The organism is Acinetobacter sp. YH12070, from assembly GCF_013419625.1.
GTDB classification, from domain to species: Bacteria; Pseudomonadota; Gammaproteobacteria; order Pseudomonadales; family Moraxellaceae; genus Acinetobacter; species Acinetobacter amyesii.
This window is the reverse complement of record NZ_VOZT01000008.1, coordinates 42463-64783: the sequence shown is the minus strand read 5'-3', so window position 1 is coordinate 64783 and position 22321 is coordinate 42463. Positions and strand designations below refer to the sequence as shown.

At 38.4% G+C, this 22321-nt stretch carries 20 protein-coding genes; 11 read left to right on the top strand and 9 right to left on the bottom strand.

What is annotated here, in order from left to right:
• Window positions 1-4: 4 nt before the first annotated feature.
• The 5 genes from FTU17_RS03640 to FTU17_RS03620 form a co-directional block, all read right to left on the bottom strand.
• Window positions 5-1204 (bottom strand): MFS transporter, encoded by a 1200-nt coding sequence (locus FTU17_RS03640; RefSeq protein ID WP_180059604.1) that lies wholly within the window; start codon window positions 1202-1204, stop codon window positions 5-7.
• The gene (locus FTU17_RS03635) at window positions 1188-1634 is read right to left on the bottom strand and encodes a MarR family winged helix-turn-helix transcriptional regulator (protein ID WP_180059603.1); all 447 of its coding nucleotides are present in this window, start codon (window positions 1632-1634) and stop codon (window positions 1188-1190) included. The genes FTU17_RS03640 and FTU17_RS03635 overlap by 17 nt, the downstream gene beginning before the upstream one ends.
• Window positions 1635-1824: 190 nt before the next feature.
• On the bottom strand, window positions 1825-2598 hold the full coding sequence (locus tag FTU17_RS03630) for a DUF805 domain-containing protein (protein ID WP_180021740.1): 774 nt from the start codon (window positions 2596-2598) through the stop codon (window positions 1825-1827).
• Window positions 2599-2737: 139 nt separating this feature from the next.
• Window positions 2738-3292, bottom strand: a complete 555-nt coding sequence (locus tag FTU17_RS03625) for a thermonuclease family protein (protein ID WP_180021742.1) — start codon at window positions 3290-3292, stop codon at window positions 2738-2740.
• 217 nt (window positions 3293-3509) lie between these two features.
• Window positions 3510-4427, bottom strand: a complete 918-nt coding sequence (locus FTU17_RS03620) for a LysR family transcriptional regulator (RefSeq protein ID WP_180134708.1) — start codon at window positions 4425-4427, stop codon at window positions 3510-3512.
• 93 nt (window positions 4428-4520) lie between these two features.
• Here FTU17_RS03620 and FTU17_RS03615 point away from each other — a divergent pair, with 93 nt between their 5' ends.
• From FTU17_RS03615 to FTU17_RS03595, 5 genes are all read left to right on the top strand, one after another.
• Complete coding sequence (locus FTU17_RS03615) at window positions 4521-5762, top strand: acyl-CoA dehydrogenase family protein (RefSeq protein WP_180003722.1); 1242 nt, start codon at window positions 4521-4523, stop codon at window positions 5760-5762.
• A 110-nt stretch (window positions 5763-5872) separates the two neighbouring features.
• Window positions 5873-6994 (top strand): phosphotransferase family protein, encoded by a 1122-nt coding sequence (locus tag FTU17_RS03610; RefSeq protein ID WP_078193821.1) that lies wholly within the window; start codon window positions 5873-5875, stop codon window positions 6992-6994.
• Window positions 6991-7689: a histidine phosphatase family protein gene (locus FTU17_RS03605; RefSeq protein ID WP_078193820.1), complete on the top strand. Its 699-nt coding sequence runs from the start codon at window positions 6991-6993 to the stop codon at window positions 7687-7689. The genes FTU17_RS03610 and FTU17_RS03605 overlap by 4 nt, the downstream gene beginning before the upstream one ends.
• A 19-nt stretch (window positions 7690-7708) precedes the next feature.
• On the top strand, window positions 7709-8452 hold the full coding sequence (locus FTU17_RS03600; protein ID WP_180134707.1) for an SDR family oxidoreductase: 744 nt from the start codon (window positions 7709-7711) through the stop codon (window positions 8450-8452).
• A gap of 294 nt (window positions 8453-8746) precedes the next feature.
• Entirely contained in the window at window positions 8747-9793 is a 1047-nt protein-coding gene (locus FTU17_RS03595; RefSeq protein ID WP_180134706.1) for a fatty acid desaturase, read from the top strand.
• Between the two features lie 64 nt (window positions 9794-9857).
• Here FTU17_RS03595 and FTU17_RS03590 read toward each other — a convergent pair whose 3' ends face one another.
• Window positions 9858-11222: an alpha/beta hydrolase-fold protein gene (locus tag FTU17_RS03590; protein ID WP_180134705.1), complete on the bottom strand. Its 1365-nt coding sequence runs from the start codon at window positions 11220-11222 to the stop codon at window positions 9858-9860.
• Between the two features lie 228 nt (window positions 11223-11450).
• Here FTU17_RS03590 and FTU17_RS03585 point away from each other — a divergent pair, with 228 nt between their 5' ends.
• Together FTU17_RS03585 and FTU17_RS03580 are read left to right on the top strand one after the other, a co-directional pair.
• Window positions 11451-12167: an SGNH/GDSL hydrolase family protein gene (locus tag FTU17_RS03585; RefSeq protein WP_180134704.1), complete on the top strand. Its 717-nt coding sequence runs from the start codon at window positions 11451-11453 to the stop codon at window positions 12165-12167.
• Window positions 12168-12206: 39 nt separating this feature from the next.
• Window positions 12207-12815: a uracil-DNA glycosylase family protein gene (locus FTU17_RS03580; protein WP_180134703.1), complete on the top strand. Its 609-nt coding sequence runs from the start codon at window positions 12207-12209 to the stop codon at window positions 12813-12815.
• 92 nt (window positions 12816-12907) lie between these two features.
• Here FTU17_RS03580 and FTU17_RS03575 read toward each other — a convergent pair whose 3' ends face one another.
• Complete coding sequence (locus FTU17_RS03575) at window positions 12908-13345, bottom strand: hypothetical protein (protein WP_180134702.1); 438 nt, start codon at window positions 13343-13345, stop codon at window positions 12908-12910.
• Window positions 13346-13483: 138 nt separating this feature from the next.
• Between FTU17_RS03575 and FTU17_RS03570 the strand changes: the two genes are divergently transcribed.
• Entirely contained in the window at window positions 13484-14152 is a 669-nt protein-coding gene (locus FTU17_RS03570) for a class I SAM-dependent methyltransferase (protein ID WP_180054824.1), read from the top strand.
• Between the two features lie 92 nt (window positions 14153-14244).
• Here the strand turns inward: FTU17_RS03570 and FTU17_RS03565 are convergent, their stop codons facing one another.
• On the bottom strand, window positions 14245-15801 hold the full coding sequence (locus tag FTU17_RS03565) for a phospholipase D family protein (RefSeq protein ID WP_180134701.1): 1557 nt from the start codon (window positions 15799-15801) through the stop codon (window positions 14245-14247).
• A gap of 126 nt (window positions 15802-15927) precedes the next feature.
• Here FTU17_RS03565 and FTU17_RS03560 point away from each other — a divergent pair, with 126 nt between their 5' ends.
• The 3 genes from FTU17_RS03560 (at window position 15928) to FTU17_RS03550 (ending at window position 19560) form a co-directional block, all read left to right on the top strand.
• The gene (locus FTU17_RS03560; RefSeq protein ID WP_180134700.1) at window positions 15928-17043 is read left to right on the top strand and encodes an S-(hydroxymethyl)glutathione dehydrogenase/class III alcohol dehydrogenase; all 1116 of its coding nucleotides are present in this window, start codon (window positions 15928-15930) and stop codon (window positions 17041-17043) included.
• Window positions 17044-17335: 292 nt separating this feature from the next.
• On the top strand, window positions 17336-18355 hold the full coding sequence (locus tag FTU17_RS03555; protein ID WP_180134699.1) for a flavin reductase family protein: 1020 nt from the start codon (window positions 17336-17338) through the stop codon (window positions 18353-18355).
• A gap of 35 nt (window positions 18356-18390) precedes the next feature.
• Window positions 18391-19560, top strand: coding sequence for an acyl-CoA desaturase (locus tag FTU17_RS03550; protein WP_180134698.1), 1170 nt, complete (start codon window positions 18391-18393; stop codon window positions 19558-19560).
• A 491-nt stretch (window positions 19561-20051) separates the two neighbouring features.
• On the opposite strand, the gene FTU17_RS03545 is transcribed toward FTU17_RS03550, so the two are convergent.
• Window positions 20052-21635: an ATP-binding cassette domain-containing protein gene (locus FTU17_RS03545; RefSeq protein ID WP_180134697.1), complete on the bottom strand. Its 1584-nt coding sequence runs from the start codon at window positions 21633-21635 to the stop codon at window positions 20052-20054.
• Window positions 21636-22321 lie beyond the last annotated feature (686 nt).

The following is a 22321-nucleotide window of genomic DNA, read 5'->3' as shown; positions in this document are numbered from 1 at the left end:
CAGTTTAAGCGGTTCGAACGGCATAACGACCATGTAAAATGTAGTAGGTACCAATACATGCAAAGGCAGCAAATGCGCTATACAAATACAATTGTGAGTAACCAATATGGTCGAGCAATTTACCGATAAAGTATGGCCCAAAGCCTAAGCCGGCATCTAAAAAGATAAAGAAAGTCGAAGTGGCAAAGCCCATACGTTCAAGCGGTGCACTTTTCACGGCAACTGTTTGGCAGACCGACTGAATATTGCCATAACCGAGTCCAAGTAGGCCTGCACAAAGTAAAAGCATCCATGAACTCTGAGTGATGCTGAGCAATACCAATGCCACGCCCATAATCACAAAAGCAGGGTAGATCACTACATTTTCACCTTTACGGTCCATCAACGGGCCTGTAAATGGGCGAGAAATTAAAATCGCAATGGCATACATCAAAAAGAAAAACGAGGCTGTTTCAACCAAATCGATTTCTTTGGCGTAGAAGTTAATGAAAGACAATACGCCTGAATAGCAGATTGAAGCGAAAAGCATGATGAACGATATCGGTAATGCTTTAGGTTCTACAAATTGAGCAATCCAACTCGGTTTTTTGACAGCTTCAACAGTATCGAGGGATTTATTGATTTTGGGTAAATCGGGCACTTGAATCAGCAAGGCAACCAATAGGCAGCTCAATGCGATAATCGTAGAAACGATAAAAATCGCGTGATAACCAATGTGTAACATCATCCAAATGGCAAGAAATGGCCCAATAGCTGTACCTAAAGTACTACTCATGCTGTAGTAGCCAATGCCTTCACCGCGACGTGTAGCCGGTAAGATTTGAGCAATTAAGGTACCCAGCACTGTTGATGCCATACCCATCATAAAGCCATGCATAAAGCGTATGAAAAGCAACATGCCGACGCCAAACTGAATGAAGTAAAAACCAGAAAAGACTAAAAAGCCAATTAAACCAACGATCAGTGTTGTTTTACGACCAAAACGTTCTAGGAACTTACCCACCAATAAACGCCCGACCAATGTGCCGACAATGAACAAGCCTGAAACTAAACCTGCTTGGGCTGTAGTCGCACCCAATTCAGCCACCGCATAGCCCACGATCACCACAACCAAGAGATAAAAGGTTAAAACCAATTGGAAGTTAATGGCGCTGACTAAAATAAAATTTCGAGTCCAAAGTGGTGCTTTATCTTGCATGATCATCACCTACATTTCTGTGTTCAAGTTCTTGCATGACACGGTGTAAAATTTGAATGGAGTGTTGGATATCTTGGCTAGCTAATGGCGCGATCAGGCGCTGCTCAAAGGCATCTATGTCTTTTGCACATTGCTGAAATAACTCACGTCCAGTCTCGCTGAGCATCATTTTCTTTTGACGTTTATCGTCAGTTTGCACATGTGCCAAAATATCCATCTGAGCAAGAATTTTGACACGCTTAGTGATGGATGGCTTGGATACATTTAAATATTCCGCCATTTCAATAGATGTACAAGCAGTTTTTTCACGGATGACAAACATGACTTGCCAAAGTGAATAGTTCAATTGATAGGGCAATAAAATCGTGTTGATTTCATCACTCATCAGACGCGCACAGCGCAGAAGAGAAGAGCGGAAACCTAATGTGGAATTCATGATAGTTAACTAGGGTAACTAAATTGTCGCAACTTTACGCCTAATTTATTTTGAATTCAAGTGAACAACTCAAAGCATAAAAAACAGGTATAAAAAAACCTGTGCGCACACAGGTTTTCTTGCAAAACATTTCATTTAAAGCTTATCGTTCAATGCATATCGTTGAATTGATACCTTAAACAATACGTGTTTATTCTACAGAAGCTTCTGCAGCTGCAATTGCTGCATCTTCCGCTGAGCTGTCTGCATTTTCTGAAATTTCTACACTTTCACCATCTGCATAAGCAAGTTCTTCACCTTCTGATTCAGCTTGCTCTAAATAAGCCGCAAGTTGTTCATCCGTTAATTCAGGTTCACCTTCAGACATCATTGCTTGTTCTTGTAATTGCGCTTGTTCTAAATTGCTCATCATACTTTGCATATTGAACATCAATGGAATCATAACCAATAAATAAACAATCATCAGGATCAGATACAGTGACCCAATGACTTTCTCTGTTTGTTCAGTTGGACGTTTAATACCATATTTATTTTCACCTTCAGTGCCTTTTGCAGCCATCACATAAATGCTAAAGATGGTACCGACCAGTGGGATGAGAAAAATTAAACAGAGCCAACCGCTTTTATTTAGATCATGTAAACGACGAATCGTAATGCAGATCATTGCGACAAACATTGCAACGATAGAAACGACAATCAGTGCGATCGCACTGAGTCCTAAAAACGAATTAAAAAGTGCTTCAATACTACGTTCTGCTGAATTGAAAAATGCAAAAAGTCCCAGTGCGACGCTGATGCCTAATAGGCAGGTATAAATCATACTAATGATAAATAACCACGCTAAATAGGACAGGCGGCCAAAACGTCCTTCAGGAGACAGTGGATGATCGGCTTTTTGAATTTGAGGCTGAATATTTTGATCTTGTTGAAACGGATTCAATTCGCTTGAAGTAAGTTCAGTCATTATTATTCCAATTTTAATTATCTAATTTATTTTCTATGCCCAAAAGGGCAGCAATATTGTATAGCGAAGTAAAAAAAGGTCAAATATTAGACATGGCTAAGTCATTAAATATTCCTTAGCCATGCTGTAATGTGGTCTGTTATTTATGTAATTTACGATACTCTTTAGGGCGCATTGGACGACTGGCTTTCCACAAACCTTTCTTTTGTTTACGTGCTTTACTTTGTAAATTCATCATATAGTGCAAATGCTTTTGGTCACGGATGTATTCTTCGTACACCCACGCAGCACCACGTTTTACCATTTCTTCATTCATGCATTTACGATAGCGATAAATAACCCCAACGCAGCGGCCATAACGGTCTACATCAGTGATTTTTACACGGACAAATTTCTTATAAACCATGGATTTGATCAGGCGGGCTGACTCTTTACCGTAGGCTTGTGTCGATTCTGGCGCATCCACATAAGCAAAGCGAAGTTTGGTTTTAGAACGTCTCAGATTCATCCGATAGCAGGTGAGGGTATCGCCATCACTAATATCGGATACACGGCAGAGGTAAGATTTTCCTTTCTTAAAGGGTTGAAAAAAATCCTTTAAGAAAATGGTGACTTTATAGAAAACATAGACTGTGATCAGGCACAATACTGCACCTAAAGCCATGAGCCAATTTGTGGAGAGATTTGAAAGCATACATAATGATATGAACGAAGTCATATCGCATAAAAACAGGAGTTTAGATTTTATAAGAACTCATGATTTATGGCTGTCGAATAAACCGGCGGTCAGTTAAAAATACATTAAATAATCAGCATTTGATCTATAAATATACAGCAAGTTTCATCACGCAGAATTAAATCTAAATCCATGTGAATAGCCTAAGCAAGCTGATATATCATCATAAAATAGCCTAAGCAAAAATTTTAGAAATTTGGCTTCGCAAAAAAACATGCCGCGAATTTAATTCCAAATCATTATGCCAATACATCCCTAGTTTAATTTTCGGCAAGTCTACAGGTACATCAAAAATATTCAGTTCGGGAGCAACCTGTAAATGCGTCAAAATATTTTGCGGAATCGTTAATATTGCCTTGGGTTGCTGTGCCAAAATTTGTAGCGCAGTAGAGTAATGCTGACAGCGTAAAAAAATCTCTCTAGAGTGTTTTTTACGATTTAAATAAATATCTTCAACTAATACACCTGCACGTCGGGAAGAAACCCCAATGTGAGGAGCAGAAAGATAAATAGATTCATCCATCTTGGAATGTTGACTACAAACCACGAATTGGTCTTCAACTAAAGTTTGAAAATTTATTTTTTCACCAAAGTTTTGCTCAAGATCAATCGCAAAATCGATTTGCTGTGCAGCAAGGTCAGCCACAATGGTTTTGCGGTCTAATTTAATACTGGAAAATTGGATCTGAAACTGTTGCTGTTGAAAGTGTTCAACTAACTTAGGAAAAATAATCGGTTCAATTTCATCATGTACGGCAATTTTTAAGCTCTGTACCATTGAAGGAGTAAATTGTTGTTTTTGGATAGAAATACTTTGAATCGCAATAAGCGCATTTTTAATTACTGGATAGATCTGCTCGGCAAATGGAGTCGGGAGCATTTTTGCCCCAGCACGTACAAATAAGTCATCTTGTAAATGTTGTCTTAAACGTTGAAGTGCATGACTCGCTGCAGACTGAGTAATACACAAAATTTGTGCTGCTTTTGAAATGCTTTTTTGTTCATAAATTGCGATATATAGTGGATATAAATTGATATCCATACGGTGGAAAACACCCATATCGATGACTGTGTTTTTATGAATACTATTCATGTTCATCTATTGAATTAAATCATTTTGTTCATATTAGATTTCAGGTTATGGTGTTGTAAAGCGTAAAGAACAGAATATTTAAAGGATGTTGTCATGTTTGAACTTTCAGCACGTGCACAAGATTATATTGAAAGAACAAAAAAATTTATTAAAGATGAAATTGAGCCTGTAGAAACTGAGTTTTGGGCAGAAGTTCATGAGCTGAACCAAGGTGGTGATTGGACCAAATGGCAATGGCCAGCACAGTTAGAGGTTTTAAAAGATAAAGCCAAAGCTGCAGGCTTATGGAATATGTTTTTACCTTGTCCTGAACTTGGGCAAGGCTTATCTGTACAAGAATATGCACACATCGCAGAACTTTCAGGCCGTAGCTTACTTGCACCTACAGTATTCAATTGCAATGCACCTGACAGCGGCAATATGGAAGTGATTTGGCGCTATGGTACAGAAGAACAAAAGCAGCAATGGTTAACACCATTACTGGACGGCAAAATCCGTTCAGTATTTTGTATGACAGAACCTGCTGTTGCTTCAAGTGATGCAACCAATATGGAAGCTACAGCTGTCGTTGAAGGCGACGAAATTGTGTTGAATGGCCGTAAATGGTGGTCTTCAGGTTTAGGTGATCCTAATGCTAAAATCATTATTTTTATGGCGCATACACCAGATGAAAGCAAAGACCGTCATCATCAGCATTCAATGGTTTTAGTACCAGTTGAAACTGCTGGAGTGAAAATCGAACGTATGCTTCCAGTCTTTGGTGATTATGATGCACCACATGGACATGGTGAAATTAGCTTCACAAATGTACGTGTTCCTGTTGCAAACTTTATTGGCGGTGCAGGTCAAGGTTTTGAAATTGCACAAGGTCGTTTAGGCCCAGGCCGTATTCATCACTGTATGCGTTGTATTGGTGCTGCCGAAAAATCGCTAGAACTGATGATTGACCGTGGTATGAGCCGTACTGCTTTTGGTAAAGAAATCTTAAAACTCGGTGGAAATTTAGAACGCGTAGCAGAAGCACGTGTTGCGATTGATCAGGCACGTTTACTGACCCTTTATGCAGCATATAAAATGGATACTCTTGGGAATATGGCTGCATTAACCGAGATTTCTGCCATTAAAGTGGTCGCGCCGAGTGTCTTAGAAAAAGTTGTTGATATGGCGATTCAAATCCACGGCGGTGCTGGGGTTTCTAGAGATACACCGCTCACAGGTTTCTTTGCGCAAGCACGTTCACTGCGTCTAGCTGATGGCCCTGATGAAGTGCATAAAGGCATGATTGCAAAATTAGAATTGGCGAAGCGCGGTTATAGCAGCCGTCGTAAAAAATAAACAAGTTGTAGTCACATATTTGGCATGGCAACCCCGAGTTGTCCATGCTATAAAACTATAGAAAATTATATTTTTATCATCATGATAGATTCAAATTTAGGAAGAAAAGCATGTCAGTGATCGATGTAGGCGGTTCAGTTCGTGAGGGTGAAGAACTGGATGTACGTGCTGTAGGAAATTGGTTGATTGAACATGGCGTTGAAATAGAAGGGCCTGTAGAAGTCACTCAATATTCAGGCGGTGCATCAAATTGGACTTATCGCTTAAAATACGACAATGCTGATTTAATTTTACGTCGTCCACCGAAAGGCACCAAAGCCAAGTCTGCACATGATATGGCACGTGAGTATAACGTTCAGAAGGCATTATCTGAATTTTATCCTGTGCTCCCTGAAATGGTGGCGCTATGTCAGGATGAATCAGTGATTGGCTGTGATTTCTACGTGATGAAGCGCGTAGAAGGTATCATTCCACGTGCAAACTTACCCAAAGAAATCAATTTTGATGAAACTCAAGTTCGAGCGTTGTGTACCAACGTCATCGATAAGTTAATTGAACTGCATCAAGTGCCATATGAAGGCACAGCTTTAGAAAAAATAGGCAAGGGCGACGGCTACTGTCGTCGTCAAGTGGAAGGTTGGGACGCACGCTATGAAAAAGCCAAAACCTTAAATGTTCCTTCTTTTAAATATGTCCGTAATTGGCTCAAAGACAATATTCCTGCTGACTCTAAAACCTGTGTAATTCATAACGATTGGCGTTTTGACAACGTCATTTTAGATCCAAATGATCCTACCCAAGTGATTGGCGTATTGGATTGGGAAATGGCAACGCTTGGCGATCCACTGATGGACTTAGGTTCAGCTTTAGCGTATTGGGTTGAAAGTGGCGATAACGCAATTTTTAAAGCGACTCGACGCCAGCCGACTAACTTGAAAGGTATGTTTAGTCGTAAAGAAGTCGTTGAATATTACTTAGAAAAAACTGGTCTACAAACAGACAACTGGACATTTTATGAAGTGTTCGGCATTTTCCGTTTAGCCGTAATCGCACAGCAAATTTATTACCGCTTTTACCACAAACAAACCAATAATCCGGCATTCAAAGATTTTTGGATTGTGATCCATGCTTTACATATTCGTGCCTTAAAACTTATCGGTTTGCAAAAACTTGAAGCCAATGATGTAGCGCAAAAGTACATTGAAAAAATGAAGGATATTTTAGGGAAATGACCACGATATATTTAATTCGGCACGGTCAGGCTTCTTTTGGTGCAGAAAGCTATGACAAGCTTTCTCCCAATGGTGAGCTACAGGCTAAGGTGCTGGGACAGTATTTCGACCGTATTTTAAAAGAAAGTCCTTATGTGGTTGCAGGCTCCATGCAACGTCATCAACAAACAGCCAATCTTGCATTGGCTGAATGCTTTCCAGAAGCACAAGTTGATACAGATAACGCGTGGAATGAATTTAATCATCAGCAAGTTTTTGCTCAATATGAACCTCGATTTAACCAACCGCATTTATTAAAAGAAGATGTATCTAAGCATGAAAACCCACGTGCTTATTTATCGAAAATTTTTGAAGGCGCCATTGAGCGTTGGACAGGTGGAGAATTTCATCATGAATATGATGAATCTTGGCCACATTTTAAAAGTCGAGTCGAAACAGCGCTAGAAAAGTTATGCACTCAACTGGCTGAAACCAAACCACGCTATGCTGTTGTGTTTAGTTCAGGTGGAGTGATCTCCGTTGCCGTAGGTAAAATTTTAGGGCTGAGTCCAGAAAAAACATTTGCACTCAATTGGGCCATTGCCAATACCAGTATGACAACACTGCGTTTGGTTGGAAATGAACCGCAATTACTCAGTTTAAATGAACACCATTTTATAAAAGCAGTTGATCCAAATTTATTAACTTGGATCTAAGATAAACAAAGGAATTATCATGGCTAAAACAATTTTAATTACAGGTGCAAGCTCAGGGATTGGTGCAGGAATGGCACGCGAGTTTGCACAAAAAGGCTACAACTTGGCCATTTGCGCACGTCGTTTAGAGCGTCTAGAAACGCTAAAAAATGAACTGGAAAGCCAATATGGCATCAAAGTGGTTGCGAAAACCCTCGATGTCACAAATTACGATCAAGTGTTTGAAGTATTCCGTGCCTTTAAAGCAGATTTTGGCAGTATTGATCGTGTTATTGTCAACGCAGGTGTCGGTGAAGGTCGTCGTATTGGTAAAGGCAATTTTGAAATTAACCGTGCCACAGTTGAAACTAACTTTATCTCTGCATTAGCGCAATGTGAAGCTGCGGTTGAAATTTTCCGTAGCCAAAATGCAGGGCATTTGGTGGTGATTTCTTCGATGAGTGCTATGCGTGGCATGCCTAAACATTTAACGGCTTATGGTGCGAGTAAAGCAGGTGTTGCTGCTCTAGCTGAAGGTATTCGTGCAGAACTGATTGATACCCCAATTAAAGTGACGACTATTTTCCCTGGTTATATTCGTACAGAGATCAATGAAGGTGCGAAAAAACTGCCATTTGAAGTCGATGAAAAAACGGGTTCACATCTTTTAGCAAAAGCCATTGAGAAAGCACCGGTTAAAGCCTATGTACCACAATGGCCTTGGTTGCCTCTAGGTCTTGCGATGAAAGTATTGCCGTTAAAGATCGTGAATAAATTGGGTTAAACCTTTATGCAATAATAAAGCTCCAATTTTGGGGCTTTATTATTCTCAAATGATATTCGTCATCCTCTGTAGGTTAAAAAGGAATACATAAAACCTGTGATGAAAAGACATTAAAAGCAGCCGATTTTGCAAAGAAAAAATGGAGTAAATACTCAGATTATTTATAAATAAGATATTGAAAATAAATAAAATGTTGAATATTTGAACAGACGATGATTTGTTCTCAAAATAGCGATTTCCTTTTTTTTAATTTGCTTTAATGTACAACTGTTTTTTAATTTTTAGGTTTGTACTATGTCTATGTCTTCCGATATGACAGATCAACAGCGAATTAACAAAGTCAGAACTGTCGTAACGAAAGCTGGTGAAGACTTACGTCAGCAATATCCCATTTTAAAACATCAAAACTTTATAGGCGCAGCCATCCTTATTTTTGCACTACTGGGAATGTTGGGTTCAGCTTGGGCGTTTGCTGTTGGCATTTTACCGGCATGGGCTTGTGTGATTTTGGTGGCGATGTTTGCTTCACTGACACATGAATTAGAACATGACCTGATTCATTATATGTATTTTAAAAAGACGCCATGGGCTCACCATCTCATGTTGGCTTTGGTTTGGTTAGCACGTCCCAATACCATTAGTCCTTGGGCACGTCGTCGTTTGCACCTCAATCATCACAAGTATTCAGGTTCCGAATACGATTTGGAAGAACGGGGCATCAGTAATGGCATGCCGTGGGGATTGCGTCGTCTATTGGTCATTAGCGATCAATTGATGACGGTATATTTGCGCCCATTTCAAATGTTTAAAATGATTGGGAAATTCATTGAAAAACAACCTGAAAAAGAACGTAAAACTGCATTGATCTCTCAACTGACTGGATTTTTTCCTTTAAGTTTTGTTTATTACGGCATTTGGTATGTTTTTGTAATTTATCATGTGGTGAATGGTATTGCTCCAATGTTAGGACAAAGTATTAGTTGGTCAGTTAATTTAGTGAAGTTAATTCCAACGATTAATTTTCTAGCTGTGGTTTGGATTATTCCGAACTTTATACGCTCTTTCTGCTTACAATTTATCAGCTCAAATATGCATTATTATGGTGATATTGACCCACGTGATGTCATTAAACAAACTCAGGTGTTAAATCCGTGGTGGTTGTTCCCAATGCAATTGTTTTGCTTTAACTTCGGTTCGACCCATGCCATTCACCATTTTGTGGTCAAAGAGCCGTTTTATATTCGTCACCTAACTGCAAAAACGGCACACCAAGTCATGCGTGAAGTTGGTGTGCGTTTCAATGATTTTGGAACCTTTAAACGCATAAACCGCTGGAATTAAATCAGTACCATCTTCAAAAAAAGCCCTCAATTGAGGGCTTTTTTATGATCTAAACGTTTATAAACTACTTTTGCGCAAAAAAATGTTTGAGTGCATCTTGCAAGGCAACTTGCCATACCGCGTAGGAATGTCCGCCTATATACGATTTGTAATGTACATCATGACCTTTATTTTTTAAGTCGGCTGCAACAATAGGCGAAGTCTCTAAAATACTCAGTTCATTATTATTGCGTGAGCTTTCATAACTATTAGCAGTAATAAACCAATGCTGTTTAGGTTGCGAGGTTTTATCACGAATGATTTTACTCATGCCATTTGGGAGGTCTGTCGCTTCATTTTGCCACCAAAATGATCCAGATAAAGGTACGACGTGACTAATTTGATTTGGATTTTCTAAGGCTAAATAAGCTGAACTTAAACCGCCAAGACTTGACCCAAGTAGTACCGTTTTCTTCGAATCGACTTTTGCAGGTGCATTTTTTTGAATCCAAGGCATCAGTTCATCACTAAAAAACGCTGAAAATTTTGCATTAGGTGTTAATTCTTTAGGTCGTTCCTGATCATTCGGTGGAGAAACAAATATGGCTTGAATTGGTGGCAATTGACCTTGTTCAACTAAAATGTCTAACGCCTTTGGAACATTCAGTAATTCATTATATTGCTGACCATCAAAAAATATAGCGGTGATATAGCTCTGGTTTTTCTTGGCTTTAGATTGGTAAATTTGGATTTTACGTGAGTTATTCAAAATTTTGCTATCTAGAGCAAACTCTTGTAATTTGGGCTGTTTAATATTTAGATATTGTTTTGGATCAATAAAAGGCGGGGCATCTTTAAGGGCCACAAAATTTTCATTACGCAAGCCTGATGTGTCATCACTTGCGAGATAAGTGTTTTTGTTGAAAGGATCGATGCGTTGTACCTGTATCACAGCACGGCGCTGTGTTCTTGATTCTTTAAGTTTTGGATTCAGATGCGGACAATAATTTGACAGATAACCTTCAAAGTTCGGTAAATCGACAGCAAAGCTATAACTGCCAATGTAACGATGATCAATAATCGATTCTTTAAACCAAATATCGGTATTTGGTAGGCGTGTTAACCATTCATGGTCATTACTCGGGCCACCAATAAGGCGTACATTATGCTGCGCACCTTTCCATAAAAAAATTATACGGTCATGTTTTTCATCATAGTTTTCAATGATTGGTGTACCCATAAGCTCTACACGCTTCCAAAAATCTTCAAGAATTTGAGCATGTTGTTTTGGATTTTGATTTAACTGATGTTGTAGGTTTAATAATATTTGGCTTTGCGCCTTGACATCGTCACATGCAGCAGCATAGGGGAAATGTTTTTTTTCTGTTGTATCGGTTAAAGCGGGTGAATTTTGAGTTTGGGCAAAAGCAGAAGAAACAGCAATGCTCATAGAGCAAGCTAAAAAAAATGGGGAAAGTTTTTTCATTGAAATAATAAAATAGGTAGGATGAAAACTAATAAATGATAATCATTATTAATATAAAAAACTAGCAATATGCCGCAGAATGATGCTTTTAATATAAGAAAATGTAGAAAAATAACAATAGAGTCAATGCTTTGTTTCTTAAACTATTTAAAATAATGAAGACGACAAGCTTTAATTCATTACCCAAATATTATGCTACTCAAAGTATCAACACTGCTGCTGTTACCTGCGTTACTGATCCAAGGTTACCGTGTGAAAAAAAATACCCCACGTTTAGCAGAACCGATGGGAGAACGTTGTGGGATGAGTGGTCAGGGCAATCGACCATTATCGCTATTAATACTAGGTGATTCAGCAGCAGCAGGTGTCGGCGTCGAGCATCAGTCAGATGCGCTATTGGGACAATTGCTTAAAATTTTATCGCCTGATTATCAAGTTCACTTTTGCCTTGAAGCCACAACGGGGCGTAACAGCCAGCAAATCATCAATGCTTTGGACAATGTCATTACGCAGAACTTTGATGTCGTGATCAGCTCTGTTGGTGTCAATGATGTCACAACATTAAAACAGCCAGACCAGTGGTTGAAGCTCCAGCAGCGTTTATATCAAACTGTCGAGGAAAAGTTTCATCCACAGCTATTGATCATTTCAGGTGTGCCACCAATGGATGAGTTTCCGGCTTTACCGTTTCCATTGTCATGGCTATTTGGACAGTATTCACAAAAGATGAATGCGCTGTTAAAAAATTATATTAAAACAAAGCCTAATACGAAGCTAATTGAATACGATTTAAAAGAGTATCGTGAGAAAAACTTACAAATGGCAAAAGATGGCTTTCACCCGAGTAAAGAAATTTATGAATTATGGGCTGAAAAAATCGCGAAACACATCACTGAACAATTTTCATAGACATTTTATGATTCAACCACTGGGCGAAGTTAAATCTACATGAGCAAAGATATTTCCGACGCGAATCCGCAAATCGAAACACATCCTTTAGCACCATTTTTGCCATCAAATGGGAAACTCTTGATGCTAGGGAGTTTTCCACCTCCAAAAACACGCTGGAAAATGGATTTTTACTATCCAAATTTTCAAAATGACATGTGGAAGATCTTTGGCCTATGTTTTTTTCAGGATAAAAATCATTTTCTCAATGTAGATAGCAAGACTTTTAAAGAACAGCTCATTCGAGATTTTTTAAATGAAAAAGGCATAGGCATTTTTGATACAGCCTATCAAGTGATTCGTTTGAAAGGCAATGCATCAGACAAGTTTTTACAGATCCATCAGCCAACCGATATTGCGAAGCTGCTTACGCAGATGCCGAATTGCCATAGTATTATGACGACGGGAGACAAAGCGACTGATACTTTGATGCTCTCGATGCCAGAAAATACTGAAAAACCACACATTGGGCATGCTGTTCGTACCGAATTTGCAGGCAGAGATTTGACTTTATACCGCATGCCATCATCATCTAGAGCTTATCCACTAGCACTGGAAAAAAAAGCTGAAGCCTACCAAAACTTATTTAAAGATATAAGCTTACTTTAAGGAAATTTTAGGATTTATAAAATGCCTCTTTTAAATAGGCAAACATTCAATACTTAAAACGTAGCATCTCAATAATGGATAATTCCAACTCCTTAGCCATCATATTCAACATAATCCCAAAGGTTTAATCGCGCTTTAATTTCTTTGCGAATATTTGGCAGCATAGGCAGTAAAGTGCCATCGATCCATAAACTCAGTGTCTGAGATGAAACTTTTTTGTTTGCATCATCTACAATTTGCGCACCTTTCACAATCACTAACGTTTCTTCGCTTGCCGCAGTTTCAATGCCTTTAAATAAAAGCTGTAATTCATGACCTGTATCTTGAATTAACCATTCCAACTCAATTTGGATATTGTGATTAGATTTAAGCACAGCTTGACCTTCAATCATTTCATTGTCAGATAAGCAGTCATGCTCAACTCGAACTTTCGACAAAAACCATTCTTGATGACCAAGTTCAGGAAGTGTCGTAAAAGGCGTTAAAATATCACTTAAATTAAATTGGCGGCTTAAATCAAAAAATTGCATTAGAAAACTTTAGGGGGAGATAAAACAAAATAAGAGGTGGATGTTAAAGCATCATCAAGTGTGAGTAAAACCTTTGCTTTTATTGAGATATTTTATGTATAAATAGCATTCGATCTATCTAAATTAAGTCTAAGAAAAATGAATTGCGAAAATAATATACACACAAACGATGTACCAAGCCCCATAGACTTAAAAGATCCAATCGAAGCTAAACAATGGGCAGCTGAAGTGAATCTTAAACGCACGTGGCGTTATGACATCTTTCAAATGTATGTTGACTCTATTTTGGCTTTCAATCCGAATGCGCACGTACTTGAACTCGGTTCAGGTCCAGGCTATTTGGCTGAGTTTTTAATTAATCATTGTCCAAATATTCACTACACAGCATTTGATTTTTCCGAAGCTATGCATGACTTGGCAAAAGGAAAACTAAGTGTAGCGCAACGCTTAAAATGCAATTTTATAACAGGGGATTTCAAACAATCGGATTGGGAAAAATCTCTTCACTTCAATGAAAAAAGTACCTTTGATGTGATTATTATTCATCAGGCCTTACATGAATTGAGACATAAGGCGTATGCAGCAGAGTTTCATCGGACTGTAAAAACGTTGTTAAATACACAAGGCGTGTATTTTGTATGTGATCATTTATATGCAGCACATGCTCAGCAAAATCATGAGTTGTATAAGTCAGTTGAGGAACATTTAGCAGCGCTTAAAGCAGCCAATTATGGCCAAGTGGAATGTCTTGGCGAAATCAATGGTTTGGTTATTTTCAAAAGCCAGCACTCATATAAACGAGACTGACCAAGAACATCTTCGACTTGATCGAACTTTTCAGATTATTTCAATAAATAGCCTCGATGAGGAAAATTTAATCATTTAGCAGTGCATTGTCATTACATCATCCATTCAATCGGGAGGTATGACACTGCTTTTATGCTAAATCTTTGGAATCGAGTTGTTTCTGGTTCATGAATATAGGTTTTGATTTTTCCATTTTTTTGATGCTCTAACCAAATGATTTCGCCGTTTTTATCCAGTTTTAGCTCATATGCAATTTGCGGTAAGTATTGGTTTAATGCGGCAGAAATATCGTTTTGTAATCGATCAGATTTAACGACTAGACCAACTTCCGAATTTAAATTTGCGGAACGTGGATCAAAGTTAAACGATCCAATAAACACCATACCGTCAATATCGAAAAATTTTGCATGCAAACTAGAGGCATTTTTGCCTTTCGCAGGGATGATATTTCCAGTCATGACTTCATACCATGTGCGTTTTGAACGCTCTATATAAGGTTTAAATTCATATAGTTTCACGCCATTTTCGAGTAAATCTTTGCGATATTTTTGATAAAACGCATGAACGACAGCGACGTCATTGGCTAAAAATGAATTGGTTAACACACGGACTTCTACATTTTTGCCTGCAAGACCCGTCAAAAAGTCAGTTCTTTGTTGCGAAGGAACAAAATAAGCTGAAACCAATTCCATACGTTCCTTGGGCTGTCCCATCAAAGTAGAAAATTGGTTATAAATTAATTCTTGCTCTTTAGCCTCACCACGAATTTTATTCGGACTATCCGCAATGAAATGTGCTTCGGCCCAATTCACCGGTATTAGTTTAAGCTGAGCCGCCAGTTGTTGCTGTGCATAGTTAATGCGCTGTTGATCTTTAGTCAACGTTGTAGAGTTTTCTTGGTATTGTTGTCTTAATTGACTTAATTCTTCTTTTGTACCTGCACCAATCCATTGCTGAACAGAATAACTTAAATCATCATTCCAAAAGTTCAAAAACACCTGATTGGCTTGTTGAATGGCTTCCCCATAGAAAAGGATGTCCAAATCTGTAAATTGAAAACTTTCACTGGCATCAAAATATTCATTACTGATGTTACGACCGCCAGTTACGCCCATAAAACCATCGGCAATAATTAATTTATTATGCATACGATGGTTAATGTGCTTTAAGCGAAATACATAATCAATGACACGTAATTTTCTGAATTTATAGGGATTAAACAGTTTGATTGAAATGTTGGGATGAGCTGAAAGGGATTGTAAGGTCGGATCGAGTTTCGTCCCGTTTTGATCATCAATTAGTAGCCTGACTTTTACCCCACGGTCAGCGGCATGCAGTAATTCTTGAAACATCAGGTGTCCAATAGCATCATTTTCCCAAATGTAATATTGCAAATCGATGGTGTATTTTGCATTTCGAATCAAATGTAGGCGAGAAGCAATGCTTAAGAAGGCATCATCTAATGCTAAATAAGCCGTTTGTTTTTGTTCTAATTTTTCTAAATCCGTAGCAGACGTAATCCATTTTTCTGCATGTGATTGTATAGGGACATCTTTTTTTGACTGATTGCTAGGTAAGCTGCATCCAGTTAATAGGCTGATGGAAACAGTTAAACCGACAGTACAACTTATTTCACGTAATTGTATCATTCGAATAGCATTAATCATTCCTTGAAAAAATTCATCATAACATCATGTTTTAAGGTTGTATCTAGGCTTAAAAAGAGGTTACTGTAGCTCATCTGTTACTATAAGCCATACAGGATGTTTTTAGACATGAAATCACGTGCAGCCGTTGCTTTTGGACCGGGTCAGCCTTTAGAAATTGTTGAAATTGATGTGGCACCACCTAAAGCAGGTGAGGTTTTAGTCAAAATTAGCCATACAGGTGTGTGTCATACAGATGCATTTACATTGTCGGGTGATGATCCTGAAGGCGTATTTCCAGCAATTTTAGGGCATGAAGGTGCAGGTGTTGTGGTTGAAGTCGGTGAAGGTGTGACTTCAGTGCAACCGGGTGATCATGTTATTCCACTTTATACCGCAGAATGTGGTGAATGTTTATTCTGTAAATCGGGTAAAACAAATCTTTGTGTATCTGTACGAGCAACACAAGGGAAAGGTTTAATGCCGGATGGCACAACACGTTTTTCTTATAATGGTCAGCCGATTTATCACTATATGGGCTGTTCAACATTCTCTGAATATACTGTGGTTGCAGAAGTTTCTTTGGCAAAAATTAACCCTGAAGCGAACCACGAACATGTATGTTTGTTGGGTTGCGGCGTAACAACAGGCCTTGGTGCAGTTAAAAATACCGCTAAAGTTCAGGAAGGTGACTCAGTTGCAGTCTTTGGTTTAGGTGGTATTGGTTTGGCTGTGGTACAAGGTGCTAAAAAAGCCAAAGCAGGTCGTATCATTGCGGTAGATACCAATCCTGACAAATTCAAACTGGCTAAAGAATTTGGCGCTACAGATTTTGTTAATCCAAAAGATTATGATCGTCCAGTTCAAGAAGTGATTGTAGAAATGACCGGCTGGGGCGTTGACCATTCATTTGAATGTATTGGCAATACCAATGTGATGCGCTCTGCTTTGGAATGTGCTCACCGTGGTTGGGGGCAATCTGTGATTATTGGTGTGGCAGGTGCAGGTCAAGAAATTTCAACCCGTCCATTCCAATTGGTTACAGGTCGTAGTTGGAAAGGCACTGCTTTCGGTGGTGTTAAAGGTCGTTCACAATTACCGGGTATGGTAGAAGAAGCCATGTCAGGCGAGATCAAACTTGAACCATTCGTGACCCATACCATGGGGCTGGATAAAATCAATGAAGCCTTTGATTTAATGCATGAAGGTAAATCAATTCGCTCTGTTGTACATTTTGAAGATTAAACATTGATTTAAATATTTTTGATTAAACGACTAATCATTTAAATATTAATGCGTTAATTTTCACTTTTTTAAAAACTAGGCTTTGGCCTAGTTTTTTTTATTTGTGTCGTTATAACAAATCAAAACGTCAAATTAGGATTTGCAAAAAGTGACAGATTGTTAGACATAAAATGATAAAAAATGCCAAATGATAGATTTTGTCCCGAATTCACATGGTGGGAAATTAGCACTAAACATAAGGTATGCATAATTTAAAAACAAATGTATATTAATACATTGTCCGAGGCAAAAAATGACAACTACAAGTTACAAGCCTGAGTGGATTCGGGAAGATTTTATTGATTTTATCGGAGAGAAATTTGATGCAATTTGGGCCTACAAACGTGTAAAAGCACAATTGGTTAAATCACGTTGTGTGGGGATCGGGTTTTATGAACTGAGTTTTTTAGCGAATCACAACTTTAAATCAGCAAACTTTCGACCAGGCCAATGTGTTTTGGTAACAGTTGTCAAAGATGGTGTACGTCATCAACGTAGCTATAGCATCGTCGAAATCAATACATCTGGTCATGTAGTAATCGCAGTCAAACAACAAGGCAAAGTGTCCAACTACCTGACGCAATTAAAAACAGGTGAGGTTGTTGAATTATCCCAACCGCAAGGTGAGTTTGGCCTAAAGCTAAATTCGGATCGACCAATTTTGCTGCTTGCTTCTGGTAGTGGCATTACCTCAATTATGGCTTTGTTTAAACAAGCAATACAGATTGGGCGTAAGGTTGACCTGATTTATTTCAATCGAGATGATGCTTATTTGGATGAATTGATTCAACTGGCGAAGCAATCTAACCATGCACATTTACACGCGATTAATACGCTGAAAACAAAATTGCATATCTCACCAGAGGTGCTAAATCACATGGTCCCTGATTTTAAAAAGCGAGATTGCTATGCCTGTGGTGCAGCACCAATGATGCACAGCATTGAACAACTGTATCGTGAGTTTAAGCTTTCAGATTATTTATACACTGAATATTTTCAAATGATTGCTGATGATTCAGTACCTGCTCAACCTGTCACTTTTAGTTTAGCCCAGCAAGATTTTTTGGCAGAGGGTAATTTACTGGAAAGTGCTGAAAAAGCCGGTTTAAAACCTGCGCATGGTTGTCGGATGGGTATTTGTAATACTTGTTCGTGTACGAAATTGCAGGGTTCAGTGAAAAACTTACTTACTGGCGAAATCGATCATGCGAATAACACACAAATCAAATTATGTGTCTCTCAGGCAATTTCACCTGTACGTATTCAACTCTAACCCAAGCCGCATAAAAACAAATCAGGGGCATCATCATGAATCAATCGATATATATTCGTCCGAATAGTAAGTCACGTTATTTATCACCCGAACAAACTGCTGAATTTGGTGAAAAAGTCGAGCAAATACGACGTGAAATCATGCAGAGTGTAGGTGAAAAAGATGCAGCGTATATTTATAAAATTCGCAATTTTGTCCGTTATAGCGAGATTGCTTCTCGTGGCATGTTGATGTTTGCAGGTTGGATTCCACCAGTTTGGTTAATGGGTACGGGTTTATTGGGTATTTCTAAAATCGTAGAGAACATGGAACTCGGTCATAATGTGATGCATGGTCAGTTTGATTGGTTAAATGACCCGAGTTTAAATGGTGCTAATTATGATTGGGATACCATTGCCACAGGTCAAGACTGGAAATATACCCATAACTATGTGCATCATACCTATACCAATATTGTCGGTATGGACCATGATGTCGGCTATGGCTTAATCCGTGTAAGTGAATCGCAAAAGTGGGAGCCACGTTTCCTTTTTAATATTCCACTGGCTGCCCAACTCATGGTTTTCTTTGAGTGGTATGTCGGCATTCAACGTTTACATTTAGAAGATGTTATCGCGTATAAAACCAAAACTTGGAAAGATGTATGGCATGAAGCGGCCGATGTACGTCAGAAAATTAAGCGCCAAGTGATTAAAGATTATGTGTTTTTCCCGCTTATTGCAGGTCCCAATGCAATTCCTGTATTTGCAGGAAATGCTGTAGCCAACGTGATTCGTAGCTTATGGGCTTCCGCTGTCATCTTTAATGGACATTTTACTGAAGATGCGGAAAACTTTGAGATGGACAATACCGAAAATGAAACTCGAGCAGAATGGTATCTCCGTCAAATTCGTGGCTCAAGTAATTTTAGTGGAACGCAATGGTTACATATACTCAGTGGTAATTTGAGTCACCAAATTGAACACCATTTATTTCCAGATATGCCTGCGAATCGCTATGCAGAAGCCGCACCTAAAATTAAAGCACTTTGTGAGGAATATAGTATTCACTATAACGAAGCCAGTTTTATCAAACAGTTTGCTAGCGTTTGGGTTCGCCTCGCGAAATGCTCAGTGCCGAATGACTGGAGAGCCGAAATCAAGGAACGTTCAGCATCACTTCAACAGCATGTTAAACAAAAAATCATGAAGAAAATCGGGCGTTAAAACACAGTATTGTTTAGCAATATTGTCCTAAGAGATCTTAAATTAGAAGCTGAAGCTACGTATTAACATCAGAAACGCAATTTGATTCAAATAAAAGAACGATACACGGTAACGTCATCTGCAACTGTTTGAGACAGGACTACTTCTCATCAAAAATGCTTTTGCGATACTTTGAATAATTTGACGCTAGTGAACGAGTTTTGTCGGTGAGGTGCATTGCACTGCAAGATGGTTTCCTTGCGAAGCTTTGCTTCTCATTTTGCCTAATGAGAAACATCGTTTCGTAAGAGCACCTCCAGCCGAAGGCTAATCTCTTTATCTAAACCCTAGATGTAAGACTCCGTCGAATAGACTGAAAAAGCATTTTAAAAATGCGAAATTACTTTTACGTGCGTAATATCAGTTAAATAAGAACGATTTCTAAAGCAGCAAATTCGCCAAAGTAGCGTTCATCTACTTTGGCTTTTTTAGATCTTTCTAAAGAGTAAGAGCTATTCAACTAATTGGACGCTACTCTGAATGCCACAAGATTCTACAAAATAAGCATCATGTGAAACGAGGATCACCGCACCTGTATAATGCTGAATGGCTTGAGCCAATAACATTCTAGACTCTATATCTAAGTGATTTTCAGGTTCATCTAACAATAAAAGCTCAATATTCGGTGTTAAATAATTTAAGCCTAACAAGGTCACTTTTAAACGCTCACCACCACTTAAACAGTGAAATGGCAGTTCCGCTTTTTGACCACGGATTCTAAGTTGACCGAGTTGATTACGCCATTCCGTTGACGAAACCTCAGGATTAAACTTTGCCAAATTGTCCAAAACACTCAGTTCAGGTGATAAATTACTCAAGTTTTGATCTAAATACAGGGTATGCACAGACAAAAACGTTTCATGGCTAGACTGTGATGTGGTCTGACTCAGATACTTTAGAAATGTAGATTTACCAATACCATTTTTTCCTTTTAAATGAATTTTTTCACCTGCCTGTAAGGCCAAGTCAAAAGGCTGGTGCTGAGATATTTTGCTATGAAAATGTTTAACTCTTAAGATTTCTCCAGTTTTTTCAGCGCGATGTTGAAAAACAAATTGCTGCTCTTTGACATGCTCAAGTTGTTGCTGTGATTGAAGCAGTTGGGTTCTCTTTTCTTCCAATTGCTTCTGCTGTTGTGTTTGAACTGTTGCGAGGTTTTGACCGGCTTGTTCCTTTTTAAAATCGAGTAACACTTTGGCTTGGGAGCCCGACTTGCGTAGTGCATGACTTTGTTGTTCTCGTTTTTGTGCTTTCATTTGTGTTTCGTGTTGCTGTAATTTGAGCTGTTTTAACTCACGTTTATGCTGTAAAGCATTACGTTGTAAGGCTTTATTTTGCAGATCATTTTGTTGAACGTAGTCTTCATAGTTACAAGTAACATGCGTGACTCCAAACTCATTTAAAGCGTAGATATGCTCTACATGTTGCAGCAACTCTCGATCATGACTGACAAAAAATGCACCGGCAGGATGGTTTTTTAAGCGATCGATGAGCCATAAACGTGAAGATACATCTAAATGATTACTTGGCTCATCCAAAAGCAAATAATGGTCGGGTTTTAAAAATAATGCACACAATGCCAATTTGGTTTTTTGACCTTCACTCAGCTGAGCGACTGGGAAATTTAAATCTGTTGGAAGTGAAGCCTGCTTAAGTTGTTGCTGCCAAAGTGTAGGAAGGTGCCACTGGTTTTCAGTCAGCTCAAAGTCTTCAAAACTGGCATTGCCTATTTCGATACGTTGAAATGCGTCATATAAATTTTCCACACCGAGTGCAGAAGCAATCGTGTCAGCTTCTAGTCGAGTAAATTGTGATAAATAGGCATGTGGTACATTCCATGAAATTTCCCCTTCGTATGGGAGATCTTTCAGATTTTGCTGATGTAAAATTTTAAGGATGCAGGACTTTCCTAAACCATTGCGACCAATACATGCCGAAAGCTGTTGTTGATTGAGGTTAAATTTCAGGTTTTTAAAAAGTTTTTTAGAAGGAAATTCCAAGCTTAGTTTGGAAATTGTACAAGTTGTTTGAGTCATAGATGCACCTTGCGATAGCAAAGATGCGCAATACAAATAACTAATTTTATTCTATAAAAAAGACAATATTTGAGAAAATGCAGTCGAAGTCATTAGCCATGTGTTTGCACATCAAAAAAATGGATTTGATGATGAAAAAAACAGGGCTTACTTCATTGGCAAATACTCGAATTAAAAATAAATGGAAAAAATCTTAAGACAGCCTAATGTTGTGCAGTCTAATAAATGTTTATTTATTAATCAATACATCAAATTTTAAAAATAGGTCGCAGTAATTGACAGTAGAGTTATTTAATACAACAAAATAGCAAAAAACTATTGTCAAACCGATGAATACAGCGTATTTTAATTTTCAGACAGATACTTTTTGATGAAATCAAGATGTTAAAGCAACCTTTAATCTTAAACGCATATTATTACTTTTGGCAGTTTAGATAATTGCCTGAACGCGTTCGGGCATGAAAAAGGTTGCCCACCAAGTTTATACCTGATCGGCAACCCTGATCAGGTTTTTTTATGTCTTGATTTTTATAATATTTTTGGAGAAATCTCATGTTTACAGTAAATAATTCATATTTTAGCAACGGTTATTGGTTTTACTTTAGTCAGTCTATGTCTAAAGCCCTGAAGTCCCAAAGTCCCATAACGCTCAGATAAAAGATCGGACTGTTTATACGTACAGTCCA